Origin of the sequence: Psychromonas sp. MME2 (assembly GCF_040566515.1) — a bacterium.
In the GTDB taxonomy this organism is placed as follows: domain Bacteria; phylum Pseudomonadota; class Gammaproteobacteria; order Enterobacterales; family Psychromonadaceae; genus Psychromonas.
This window is the reverse complement of record NZ_JBEWXI010000002.1, coordinates 886,299-899,681: the sequence shown is the minus strand read 5'-3', so window position 1 is coordinate 899,681 and position 13,383 is coordinate 886,299. Positions and strand designations below refer to the sequence as shown.

Sequence of the window (13,383 nt, the reverse complement as noted above, 5' to 3'; positions counted from 1 at the left end):
TAATCCTTAAAAACATTTGCGATACTACGCATTAGACACTCTATTTCTCTTCAAAAAAGCTATAAATACGCCTTGGCATCATATCCGTTTGTGTGTCAACCGTCCCGGTATGCACAACCTCTTCCTTCGCGGTTTCCTCATCAATTACCGTAATTTGATCTCCCTGTCCAACCCCCAGTAAACGGATCACACTATTGCCCTCTTCGTCTTCTCCTGCATGGATAACTAATGAGTCAGGTACGCGCGAACCAATATCTTTTTTAGCGACTAACTCACCTTTCTCATCCTGCAGACGTTTTTGCCCTGAATGTAAATCAACCGCATAGAGCCACCCTGTACCCAAATCACCAACACCACAGCCAATATTCACCGTGGAGTTCGGGACAAAGGAGGTAAAGTAAACACTCCCTTCAAGCACGGCACCTTGCCCTAATGATTTTTCACCTAGTGAGGTAAAACGGTATTGCCAACCTGAAAAGGCACTCATTTCTGCAAAGACATTTAATACTTGCTCACCCGTATAGGAGCTAATAGGATCTGCTGTAATATCATAGAGATTATTAACGTTAATCGGGGTGGGCTTATCAGGGAAACCTAATTGTGCGAAGAGTGTAGGATTAATGTTGTAATCATGAATTTTATAAAAAGCATCCTCAACAGCGACATTTGAAGCGGGATGGGTACGGTCTCCTGAACCTAATAAAATGCCATCATAGGGGACTTTATTATAGGTGAACTGTTCCTCATTTTTAGTCACATGATTTTCAAAGGTACGAACAATAACAGGTGCGGTAAAAAAACGCCTCTGTGTCGCCTGCGTATTACCACCTAAACTCGCTAACTTGATCGTTGACCACTTAGTCGTATCACTACCGATTAAATCCATTCGCCACAAATTCCCGCCAGTATCCCCCGTATAAATACGGTCAATAAAGCCATCATCATCACTATCTAAAAGACCGACTTGGCTAGGAATGCTATCGCGAATACAATGAGCATCACTAATATTACTGGCACAAATGGCACCACTGACGGACCATATCTTATCACCTGTTATGGCATTAACCACATAGACTCCACGCCCAACACTATCATGACAAGACTCGCTGCTAGAAGGAATACAGCTATCTTTATTAATATCATAACCAGCCCCCATCACCACCCCAGGGCTAACGGTTAAATTTGCGCCTTTCATATATGAAAACATGCCTACCGTTGGCATCGACCAGGTTTCCCCTAGTTCAGTAAAATCACTCATGCTAGCATCAATAGTCCAAGCCAATTTCGGCGCATTCGGATCGGTGATATCTAAGGCGAAATAACTGCTTCCACCGCGACGCATGCCGACGATAGCAATTATTTTTTGCACTGAATCAGATTCAATAACCTTGATTGCGATCGGCGACAATCTAGACCATATTGATGTTCGCTAGAATCAGGCGCATCTCTTAGCGATAAACCATAGGGCAATAATTGCGAGGGAATAAACGCCCAATTCTCTAAGACTGTATCGCCATTATCGGTAAACATGTGTAAAAAACCGGCATTAGTGCCCACCAATAAACGAACGACTTGTTTACCCCCTTCAACATAGGTAATGGCAAGGGGCTTTGAATGAAGCGGATCGGCAAAAATATCACTACGATAATCACTGGTTTCCCCGTTTAGATTTTGATCATCTACATCCAATCCTTTTAACCAACTTAATGAATCCGTTAACTCCAAAGCAGCGACCCCAAGCTCATCAGCCAGAAGGTCATCACTTGCGACACTATAATAAGTTTTTAAGTTACTAAGCGTTGGTTCCTGTAAAGTGACTGATTTAGCATTAATATCAGTATTAAGATTAGTTAATATTTTACGGTTAGTGGCATCACCTAACATCGCGGCAACCCCTCCTTCTGCAACGGCATTACCATCTTGATCGCCCCCCCAATAGGTCGATGCACTATCTTTAATATTGCCATCGGAATTAATAGCAGGCTTACCTAACCGATCCACCAAGATACCCGCACTATTCATCGTTAGTTTTTTAATGTTACCTTGCCATACCGATTTATTACTCGGCATAAACATGGAGTAATAAACGGAGTCTAAGCTGCGCGTTCTATCAAAATTATTATTGGCAATAGCAGGAGAGGACAAACTGGATGAACTATTTAAAATATCTAGAATCGTTGCCTGAAAAGCTTTTTGCAGCGCTAAAGAGTCTGCGGCAGGATAATACTCACCGCCACCTCGTTGTGCCGTTTCCGTTAATAATCGTCCAGCATCATCCACAGCGCTTTGCCCAAAACCAATGGTATAGGTGGTGATATGTTGCTCACCATTATCGACATCACCATCAATATCAAAGTGATTCATCCATTCCGCTAATGTGGGCATATAACTCCCTTCAATAGCCGATTTTTCCGTCAATGTGGAAATTAATGAATTAGCCGCACCATCATTGGTTGGTTCACCGTCGGTCATTAAAATAACATAGGCGCGCTCTTGGCAATTTTTAAATGGAGTAATATATTTCCCATCTTCTTCAGCGGTACTATCACGATATGGATTTGAGTCGCTATCATCATCACCGTAATAAACAGAGAGTCCTGCATAATAACGATAGGCTTCATACATACTTTCACACAACGGCGTCCAACCGTTTGCATTCAACCCTTTGATTTGATTTATCAAGATTTGCGATTCAGCTACATCTCGAGTGGCCACTTTATTAACTATGCGACCACCGTTTTTTGCACTACTCGCATCACCACTATTATAATTAAAAACTTGTAAGCCAAAATCCACCGAAGGGGTGCTTTTTATTAAGCTTTCAATCGCCTCTTTAGCAATTAACAAACGGCTTTTATAGGTCGTGCCACTGCTACTGTACCAATGGACATAATTAGCACTGTACAGGGTGACGGCATCGTTACCTGCAAAGACGTTATTGACGCTGCTAATGTAAGGTCCGGGACGACCATCAATAGGAAAACCTTGTAAGCCAGCAGAGGCGGGGTTACTTGGATCTGCATTTAAGATATCTTCTTTACACTCAAAATAAACACCACTATTACCCGATAATGTTTTCCAACGAGAGCGAGAACTCTTCTTATCATTTACTTCCCAACGGCGCACGTTACCATTGTAAACGCCCGTTGAGCTTAATTTAGCTAAAGAAGCCTGACAGTTATTTTGGCTAACGAGGAAATATTGACTACTCCCCGTACTTGGCACATCTCCCCCTTCTTTTGTCCAATAAATTCTATTTTCTTTGCTACCCGCCCCATAATCATGGCTTGGATCAAAAGCATCTAGCACAATCTGCTCAGAACTCGTCATACTCCCCGATGTATCAAAAACAATCAGTACCTGTGGACGAATACCATTTTGAGCACTCACATCGGCCACATAAAGTTCAGTATCAGCAGCCTTTGCTAAAGTGCTTAATAAAATAAGCAATAAAATTGCATAACGTTTTACAAACATAACCTTTCTCCATCACTTTTAGGATAATCATCCATCGATTATCAGAGCGAATCACTACTCAACAATAATGGGTTGCTCAACACCAACCCCCATTGAGTTAAGCGCCCATTTAGCACCGCCCGCCGTTTCTCGACCATAGGCGTGTTTTAAATCTAGTTGTATATATTTGCACTTAAAGTTACTACCACTTGCTTGCATTCTGCGTCGGCAAGTTAACTCACCATTTAAAGTGACACTACCATCAACATCAGTGAATAAACTTGAAGTAAACGTGCTAGAGGAGACTGCCGCAGCAAAGTGCTGAGCGTTATCTTTTTGATCTAATATATGTTGTGCAGCACTATTTAAAATTAGATTAGATTCTCCCTGCATAACCCGAGTATCAATAATTTTTAACCCCAAGAAAGAGCTATTCATCACCAACATCCCCAATACCAACAATAGGGGTAACAGTAGCATGGCAATAAATAGGCTCATTCCTCGTTGTTTTTTAAACTAATCATCGACTAATACCACGCTATTTTGGAATGTTAATACATGGGAAACTAATTCTCTTTTATAGCCATCACCTGGCGCTGTAAAAGAGAAATCTCCTAATTGATAAGTGTCGGTATTTTCATATCCTGGGGTATTTTTTAAAGACCTCGCCAACAAAAGAATTTTGATACCAATAACTCGCCCAGTATTCCAATCATTTGCAGTAACCTGTGATGTACCAACAAAAGCATGAATAGAACCATCTCGTTCACTGGCAATTAATTTATCTAGGGCAAACATAAATTGCATATTTTCAATCCCCTCAACGAGTACATCTTCTCGCTTCATACCATTTTTTTCTAAGCTCAATCGGCGCAAACGAGGAATATCGTCCTGCTCATCTAAATAGTAAACATGGCGTATATATTCCCACACTGGCGATACGCTACCATCAAGTAGCGCGCTGGCATCCCCTTGATAAACGCTAATGCCTGATGGATTAATATCTAAATAATAGCGGTCGTCACGAAAATTATTAACCTGCGCCAACCCCTTAACCCGTTTAATATCTATGTAACCACTATTGGCAATTAGCGTAGTGTTACTATCATTGTCGTTAATACAGTCCATTTTTAAATTAGCAATACTAGTAGGAATAGTCGCAGCCCAAAGCTGCCTGTAATTCCCCGAGTTAGGAAAAGTCGCACTATTTTCGTCATCTAAACAGTCGGCACTATTAGCAATAATTGCACCGTTTAAATCCCATAAATTTTTATTTTCACCGGTTGCTTGCGCAAAAAAATAGGCTTGCTTTAAATCTTCGCTTAATAACTGCAAGGCAAAGCTGCCATTTTCTAGCCGTTCACTACTATTTAATGAATCATCCGTCGCCCGCTTACTCGAGACAAATACAGTCAACAGACCTGCGGTCAGAAAAAGCGTTAGAAAAATTACTATCATCCATTCCACGATGGAATAGCCGCGCTGCATCATACTTAACGGGGGATGATGAGGGGATCTTTTCATAGCGACTTCCCTGCCAATGTTTTCATTACAATTTGCCGACGAGAGGCCCCTGAAGTGCCACATTTAGCAGCCAAATCTGTGAGCGCCTTTCCTGCCGCCGCATCTTTACTTTTTAGCGTTGAATACCAACTCACCACAATCACACTTCGTCCATCACTATCGACTTCAATACAGGCATCAGCTTCCACTAACCCATGATTTAGCCCATTACTGCTGCTGACATTGGCTCCGATAAATTTATTTTTCCATTCAAAGAGATCATTTTTCTTAATATCTTCCCCACTACAATTAGTAAAGACTCCTGTTGAAGAGACGCAACTAGGGGCAGATAAGTCGGTATTCATTAAGCTGGCGATGGCGTAACTATTGGAGGGCTCTTTTAACCACTGTCGGTTTAACTGCATTCGTTCACTGATGTCTGCAATCAGTGAGTTGGCAAGGGTACGCTGCTGAATTTCAATGGTTGATTTAAGGGCTGTCGATTGCATACCAGCTAGCCCTAAAAGCCCTAAAGCTAAAATAAAGCTACTAATCATTATTTCGATTAAACTAAAACCATCCATTTTCATACAAGTCATCCGACAATATATTCAATAAAAGGAAATCAATCAGGTATGCGATAAACATAGAAGCAATAGGCGAAAAAATGAGAGGAATACCAAAGTCATTGCCATATCAAACAATAAGGTTATAAATAACAATTACCTAGCTGACATCAATCCATATAACTTAGTAACATATGCTACATACCCGCTAACCTAACTTAAAAGTATAGCTGTAAAGGTGCATATCTACAGTAAGCAAAAGAGTATTTATTGAGCATTATTGAAGGGTATCAAAAAAAATTAAAAAATGATAAATGCGTGACATTTACCATTTTATCTAAAAACGATGGTTATTCCGCAATTAATCTATTGCCTTAACGCGTAATTCAGCTGGCACTTCAAAAACCGTGTTTTCTTCTACACCCGGATTTTCGATGACCATAGAGCCACCGAATGACTGTAGCTTGTCTATAACCGCCTGCACTAAAATATCGGGCGCGGATGCGCCAGCAGTAACCCCCACGGTCTGGACTTTGTCAAACCAAGCACAGTCAATATCGGCTTCATTATTAATCAAATAGGCAGTCACACCAACGCTACTTGCCTTTTCACGTAAACGATTCGAATTAGATGAATTAGGCGATCCCACCACTAGCACTAAATCGCTCTTTTGGGCTAAATCTTTAACGGCATCTTGGCGATTTTGCGTGGCATAGCAAATATCGTCTTTACGAGGGCCTTCAATTTGCGGAAATTTGTTACGCAAGGCAGTAATGACATTCGCGGTATCATCAACGGATAAGGTGGTTTGTGAGCTATAACAGAGACTATTCGGGTTTTTGACCTGTAAATTAGCAACGTCTTCAGGAGATTCAACGAGATAGATGCCCCCTTCAATGCTGTCGTATTGCCCCATCGTACCAATCACTTCAGGGTGACCATGATGACCAATTAATATGCACTCTTGATTACGACGACTAGCACGCGTCACCTCCATATGCACTTTCGTTACTAGCGGGCAAGTTGCATCAAACACCTTTAAAGTACGACGCTTCGCTTCATTACGTACACTCTGTGCTACACCATGGGCACTAAAAATAACGATGTTATGATCTGGCACTTCATCTAGCTCTTCGACAAAAATAGCACCACGCGCCTTTAAATCATCAACCACATACTGATTATGAACAACTTCATGGCGAACATAAATGGGCGCAGGAAAAAGCTCTAAAGCACGTTCCACAATTGCAATAGCGCGATGCACACCAGCACAAAAACCACGCGGATTAGCTAGAATAATTTTCATCATTGACCTCTAATTTAAAACTTCTAAAACATCAACGGAGAAGGTTAACGTTTGTCCAGCTAATGGATGGTTAAAATCAACCGTGACACTATCCCCCACCACGTCGCGAATAATACCAGGAATATCGCTGCCATCGGGTTGTGTAAAGGTAATAATCGAGCCGATTTCTGCTGGTACATCCGCGCTAAATTTCGTTAACTCAAGATAATGGATATTATCAGGATCGGGTAATCCAAAAGCCGATTCAGGGGCAAGGGTAAATGTTTCCGATTGTCCCTCTTTTAAACCGAGCAAACAAGCTTCAAAACCGGGCGTCAGGCTGCCATCTCCCATCACAAATTTAGCAGGTTTATTATTTACCTTGCTACTATCAACGGCAGATCCATCCGCTAGACAGATAGAAAAATGCATCAATACTTCACTTTGCCCATTAATCATTTTAGCCATAATTCAATTCCTACGACTCGTCGCTCTCTGAGGACTCTTTTTTATTATTATCAGTGAATAAAGATTCTAAAATCATCATTGCCGCCCCAATAAAAATAGAAATATCAGCCACATTAAAGGTTGGCCAACGGTAAAAACCTAAATCGAAATCTAAAAAATCAACCACGTAACCAAACAGTAATCGATCCGTTACATTACCAATCGCTCCAGACAAAATGAGAGCGAAGGCAATATTTGACCAACGTTGTGTGGCACTATTTTTTTTCAATGCATAAATTAAATAGGCAGAAACAACCACTGCGATGCCCGTAAATAGGTACTTTTGCCACCCCCCTGCATCACTCAAGAAGCTAAATGCAGCACCGTAATTACGCGCATAGGTGAAATGAAAAAAAGAGAACACTTGATAAGATTCGTGTAACTCTAATGCCTGTACTGTCCAATATTTAGTGACTTGATCGATAATAAAAACGATCGCCGTTAACCATAACCAACGTATTCCAGAGTTTTCTTTGGTCTCTATATTTTGCATTTTATGATCCTAAAAAAACGCCTTAAATAATTAAGGCGTTAACATTGCGATAAAACGGACTGAAAAAACTAAGCGAATTTACGTATTTCGCCAGCACCATCAATATTGGTAACACAACGCCCACATAACTCAGGATGCGCTTCATGTTGTCCGATATCAGCGCTATGGTGCCAACAACGTGAACATTTTTCTGCGGAGCTTTTCTCAACGACAACCGATAACCCTTTAAGCTCAGTTGCCAGTGCATTTTCAGGAGCATCAGCCAACGCTTTAACAGTGGCAGATGAAGTAATTAAGACAAAACGTAACTCATCTTCTAAACTTGTTAACAGCTCACTTAAAGCTGCATCGGCATACAGTGTTACCTGTGCTTCCAATCCACCACCAATAACATTATCTTTACGTGCCAACTCTAAAGCACGGTTCACTTCCGCACGCACAGAAATTAAGCTAGCCCACGCTTCATTGCTAAGTGCTTCATAATCAGATAAGGCAAATAAACCTTCATACCACACTTCAGAAAAGACAAATTCACTACGTTGACCTGGCATACGAGCCCATATTTCATCGGCAGTGAAGCTTAGAATCGGAGCCATTAAGCGCACTAATGATTCGGCAATATGGTATAAAGCAGTTTGACAGCTACGACGTGCATTACTTTCAGCTTTGGCTGTGTATTGACAATCTTTAATGATATCTAAGTAAAAGCTACCTAATTCAATGGAACAAAAATGCATTAATTTTTGATAAACCACATGTAAATTATAGCTTTCATAAGCTTCAACCACTTCATTTTGCAAGGTTAATGTTTGCGCGACAATCCAACGGTCTAACGCCACCATCTCTTCAGGTGCAACCATATCTGTAGCTGGCTCAAAACCATTAAGGTTTGCCAGTAAAAAGCGAGAGGTATTACGAATACGACGGTAGCTATCGGCACTACGATTTAAGATTTCATCAGAGACAGTGATTTCACCCGTATAATCCGTAGAGGCAACCCATAAACGCAGCACATCTGCCCCTAGGTTGTTAATGACCGTTTGTGGGGATAAAACATTCCCCACTGATTTAGACATTTTTTTGCCTTGACCATCAACCACGAACCCGTGTGTTAATACTTCTTTATATGGTGCGACATTATTAATGGCCATGCCAGTCATTAGCGATGATTGGAACCAACCACGATGTTGATCTGAACCTTCAAGATACATATCAACCGGTGCTTGCTCACCATTTTCCTGTCTGTACTCTTCACGTACCGCCGCTACAGCAGAGTGCGTTGTACCAGAATCAAACCAAACATCGAGGGTATCCGTCACTTTACGGAACTCTTCGGCTTCAAAACCAAGCAGCGTCTCTGGCTCAAGATCCCACCAAGCTTGAATGCCCTCTTTTTCAATCTTACGCGCGATAAGCTCCATCATCTCAACGCTATTTTCATGCAGTTCATCCGTTTCTTTATTAACAAACAAAGTAATGGAACACCCCAAGTGCGTTGACGAGAGATACACCAATCAGGACGGTTTTCGATCATTTTCTCAATACGATTTTGTCCCCAGCTTGGGATCCATTGCACTTCTTTAATACCTTTTAATGCATTATCACGCAGTCCTTTCTGATCCATCGCGATAAACCATTGTGGCGTTGCACGGAAAATAATCGGGGTTTTATGGCGCCAACAATGTGGGTAACTATGTAGCAATGGCTTATGACATAATAGTGCATTTCGTTCCTGTAACACTTCAACAACACGATCATTCGCTTTGAATACATGTAAGCCAGCAAAAAATTCTGTATCTTCCCTAAATACACCATTATCACCAACGGGGTTAGCAACCTCTAGATTATAACGCAGCCCGACTGAGTAATCGTCTTGACCGTGTCCTGGAGCAGTATGAACAATACCCGTACCAGCTTCAGTGGTCACGTGATCGGCGACAATCGCTGGCACTTCTATTGTTAAGAAAGGATGATTAAAAAGTTGATTTTCTAAATCCAGTCCGGAACAGATAGCGAGGGTTTTAAATTCACTCACGCCATAACGCGCCATACAATCAGGCACGAGGTGAGTAGCTAAAATAAAGCGGCGATCATCGGCTTGCACTAATGAGTACTCAACGGCAGCCGCCAAAGCAACCGCACGGTTAGCAGGCAGTGTCCAAGGTGTGGTTGTCCAAATAACCACAGCAATCGCACCATGACCTTCATCATCACCAACAAGGTTGAAGCTGCTTAATATTTTTGCATCGTCAACGGCAGTAAATGCGACATCGATTGCAGGTGATTTTTTATCTTCGTATTCCACTTCAGCTTCTGCTAAGGCACTACCACAATCAGTACACCAGTGAACAGGTTTAGAACCTTTATGAAGATGCCCATTTTTAATGATTTTTGCCAAGGCACGGACAATATTGGCTTCGGTCTTAAAGTCCATCGTGAGATAGGGCTTATCCCACTCACCCAAGATACCTAAACGTTTAAAGTCGTTACGTTGACCGTCAACTTGACGCGCAGCATATTCACGGCATTTAATACGAAACTCAGCGGCAGTCAATTTCGCCCCAGGTTTGCCATGCTTCTGCTCTACTTTTAATTCAATTGGTAGCCCATGGCAATCCCAGCCTGGGATGTAAGGCGCATCAAAATCAGATAATGTTTTAGACTTAATAATAATATCTTTAATAATTTTATTAACGGAGTGACCTATGTGAATATCACCATTCGCATAGGGAGGGCCATCGTGCAGAATAAATGTCTTTTTACCTTTTTTAGCGCTACGAATCTGTTGGTAAAGATCTTTGCTATACCAATTTTTCAACATATTAGGTTCACGATTTGCTAAATTTGCACGCATCGGAAAACCTGTTTTAGGTAAGTTTAACGTATCTTTATAGTCACTCATTTCTATTTTCCATTAACATAATGTTTAATTACGATTTATCTGAATTCAGTTGATGCCACTGTTTGGCTTGCTTTATATCTTTATCAATTTGTATCTTTAATTGTGCAAATGAGTCAAAGCGTACCTCATCGCGTAACTTAGCTAGTAACACCACCTCTAATTGCACACCATATAAGTCGCGATTAAAATCAAAGAGGTGTACTTCTAACTGTTGACGAACACCATGCACGGTTGGACGCTTTCCAATATTAGCAACCCCTTGATACACTTTTTCATCAAGGCCTAATATGGACACAACGAAAACCCCTGAAACAGGTGAGACACGGCGTTTTAATAGTAGATTAGCCGTTGGTACACCAATGGTTCGCCCTAATTTACGGCCATGGCCAACACGCCCTGTAATGCTGTATTTTCTTCCCAGCATCTGCTCCGCTTGCGCTAAATCACCTACCGCTAAAAAGTCACGAATACGGCTGCTACTGATACGCTTATCCTGTTGCAATAAACTTTTCGTATCGACCACGACAAAACCGTACTTTTTACCCGCAGCTTTCAATAATTCAAAATCACCTTGGCGCTGATAGCCAAAATGAAAGTCATCACCCACCACGAGAAATTGCACTCCGAGCTTCTTGATTAATAACTCAGTAATAAAATCTTGTGCACTCAAATTAGCAAATTGATGCGTAAAAGAGACGCATAACAGGCGATTGATGCCTTGTTTTTCTAATTGCACAAACTTATCACGTAATCGGCTTAAACGCGCAGGCGCATTATTTCCGGCAAATAATTCAGCGGGCTGCGGCTCAAAGGTCATCACCGTTGCCGGAACTTGTAAACGTTCAGCTTCAACTAACAATCTTGCCAACACAACTTTATGGCCAAGATGAATGCCGTCGAAATTTCCAATACTTAACACGCAGCCTTGATGCTGAGGTTGTAGATTATGAATACCCCGTATTAGTTCCATTATTTTACTTTTAGATAAGTTATGAAAATGCAAAAAGTGGATTATATAGTAAGCAGCGCAACTTATCAGCCCTCATTTTTATCATTATCCGTGGAAACCTTAAAATGATGTACCCGGATGCCACTCAATAACAACATAATAAAATAGGTGATCACGGCACCCGCGATTAATAGCAACAAGGTAAGCGCTGATTTAAATAAAGAAAACTGTGCCCATTCCTGCAATGTCGGAGTGAATAGTGCCAACGCCACCGCCATCAATATTCCGGAGAAAATAATACGCAAGTAGACGGATATGCTCTCTTTTTGTATTTTATAAACACCACTACGATATAAACCAAACCAGAGTAAAAATGCATTCAGCGTGGCCGATATCGACGTCGCAATAGCCAGTCCAACATAGCCATAGGGGATCGCAAAAATGATATTAAGTAGCATGTTACTAAGCATCGCAATCATCCCATATTTAACGGGCGTCTTAGTATCCTGTCGAGAATAATAGCCTGGGGCAAGTATTTTCACTAACATAAAGCTTAGTAAACCGCTGGCATAGGCCCATAAGCTCATTCCAGCCATTGATACATCTTGTATATCAAACTCACCACGCATGAATAAAACACGTAACATAGGCTCAGCCAGCACAATCAATCCAACCATTGCTGGAAAACCTAACAGGAATACCATGCGCATCCCCCAGTCTAAGGTTTTAGCAAAATAGTGATTATCTTTAGTGACATGGGAGGAGGATAAACTTGGCAAGATCACCGTCGCAATTGCAATACCAAATAGGCCTAATGGAAATTCTAACAAACGATCAGAATAATATAACCAACTAATAGATCCTGTTTGTAGAAAACTGGCAATGAAAGTATCTAATAGCAAATTAATTTGACTAACTGAAACACCGAATAAAGCGGGAATCATCAATGTTCTAATTTTGACCACACCGGGATCAGACCAATTCCAGGTAGGTCGCACTAACAATTTCTCTTTATGTAAAAATGGAATCTGAAATAAAAACTGCAAAGCCCCACCTAAAAAGACGCCGATCGCTAATCCTATTTCAGGTTGCTGTAAATTTGGTGCAAGCCATAATGCACAGCTAATAATAGCAATATTGAGGAACACCGGTGTAAATGCTGCCACGGCAAATTTACCCAAGGTATTTAAGATAGCGCCCGATAATGCTGTAAATGTAATAAACCACAAATAGGGGAAGGTAATTTTAAGTAGCAAAGAGGCCAGTTCGAATTTATAGCCCTGTTCACCACCATTCCACCATTCAAGAAACCAACCAAAGCCGAATAAGGCCGTAATAACCGATGAACCTAACACCCCCAGAATAGTAACAACAGTGATAATTGTACCTAATGTTCCCGAGACACTAGCGATAAGTGCTTTTACTTGATCCGGTGATTTAGTTTTTTCATATTCAGTCAGCACTGGCACGAAAGCTTGAGCAAAAGCGCCTTCGGCAAATAGACGACGTAAAAAATTGGGAATTTTATTTGCGAAGAAGAAAAGGTCAGCGGCGGCCCCTGCCCCCATTAAGTGCGCAATAACAACATCTCGAACTAAGCCTAATACACGCGAGATCAACGTCATAGAGCTGACTATCAAACCAGATCTCAATAATTTTTTGCTCACACTATCATCCCTAAAATTGAATAGAAACCGCCCGAATCGGCTACCTTTGCAAAAT

At 41.2% G+C, this 13,383-nt stretch carries 10 protein-coding genes and 1 pseudogene; all 11 read right to left on the bottom strand.

Going from position 1 to position 13,383, the window contains the following annotated elements; translation table 11 throughout:
- Positions 1-40: 40 nt before the first annotated feature.
- The 11 genes and pseudogenes from AB1A03_RS04475 to murJ all read right to left on the bottom strand — a co-directional run bounded on the left by AB1A03_RS04475 (position 41) and on the right by murJ (position 13,328).
- The gene (locus AB1A03_RS04475; protein ID WP_354623358.1) at positions 41-1,369 is read right to left on the bottom strand and encodes a pilus assembly protein; all 1,329 of its coding nucleotides are present in this window, start codon (positions 1,367-1,369) and stop codon (positions 41-43) included.
- Positions 1,357-3,477, bottom strand: coding sequence for a pilus assembly protein (locus AB1A03_RS04470; RefSeq protein WP_354623357.1), 2,121 nt, complete (start codon positions 3,475-3,477; stop codon positions 1,357-1,359). The genes AB1A03_RS04475 and AB1A03_RS04470 overlap by 13 nt, the downstream gene beginning before the upstream one ends.
- A gap of 54 nt (positions 3,478-3,531) precedes the next feature.
- Positions 3,532-3,954, bottom strand: coding sequence for a hypothetical protein (locus AB1A03_RS04465; protein WP_354623356.1), 423 nt, complete (start codon positions 3,952-3,954; stop codon positions 3,532-3,534).
- Positions 3,955-3,972: 18 nt separating this feature from the next.
- The gene (locus AB1A03_RS04460) at positions 3,973-4,980 is read right to left on the bottom strand and encodes a PilW family protein (RefSeq protein ID WP_354623355.1); all 1,008 of its coding nucleotides are present in this window, start codon (positions 4,978-4,980) and stop codon (positions 3,973-3,975) included.
- Positions 4,977-5,549 carry a type IV pilus modification protein PilV gene (pilV, locus tag AB1A03_RS04455; protein ID WP_354623353.1) on the bottom strand — a complete coding sequence of 191 codons (573 nt, stop codon included), beginning with the start codon at positions 5,547-5,549 and terminating at the stop codon, positions 4,977-4,979. Before pilV ends, AB1A03_RS04460 begins: the two co-directional genes overlap by 4 nt.
- 337 nt (positions 5,550-5,886) lie before the next feature.
- Positions 5,887-6,831 (bottom strand): 4-hydroxy-3-methylbut-2-enyl diphosphate reductase, encoded by a 945-nt coding sequence (ispH, locus tag AB1A03_RS04450; RefSeq protein ID WP_354623480.1) that lies wholly within the window; start codon positions 6,829-6,831, stop codon positions 5,887-5,889.
- Between the two features lie 9 nt (positions 6,832-6,840).
- Positions 6,841-7,278, bottom strand: a complete 438-nt coding sequence (gene fkpB / locus AB1A03_RS04445; protein ID WP_354623352.1) for an FKBP-type peptidyl-prolyl cis-trans isomerase — start codon at positions 7,276-7,278, stop codon at positions 6,841-6,843.
- A 10-nt stretch (positions 7,279-7,288) separates the two neighbouring features.
- The gene (lspA, locus tag AB1A03_RS04440) at positions 7,289-7,810 is read right to left on the bottom strand and encodes a signal peptidase II (protein WP_354623351.1); all 522 of its coding nucleotides are present in this window, start codon (positions 7,808-7,810) and stop codon (positions 7,289-7,291) included.
- 68 nt (positions 7,811-7,878) lie between these two features.
- A pseudogene (gene ileS / locus AB1A03_RS04435) lies at positions 7,879-10,712 on the bottom strand (isoleucine--tRNA ligase).
- Positions 10,713-10,740: 28 nt separating this feature from the next.
- Positions 10,741-11,682, bottom strand: a complete 942-nt coding sequence (gene ribF / locus AB1A03_RS04430) for a bifunctional riboflavin kinase/FAD synthetase (RefSeq protein ID WP_354623349.1) — start codon at positions 11,680-11,682, stop codon at positions 10,741-10,743.
- Positions 11,683-11,747: 65 nt separating this feature from the next.
- On the bottom strand, positions 11,748-13,328 hold the full coding sequence (gene murJ, locus AB1A03_RS04425; RefSeq protein ID WP_354623348.1) for a murein biosynthesis integral membrane protein MurJ: 1,581 nt from the start codon (positions 13,326-13,328) through the stop codon (positions 11,748-11,750).
- Positions 13,329-13,383 lie beyond the last annotated feature (55 nt).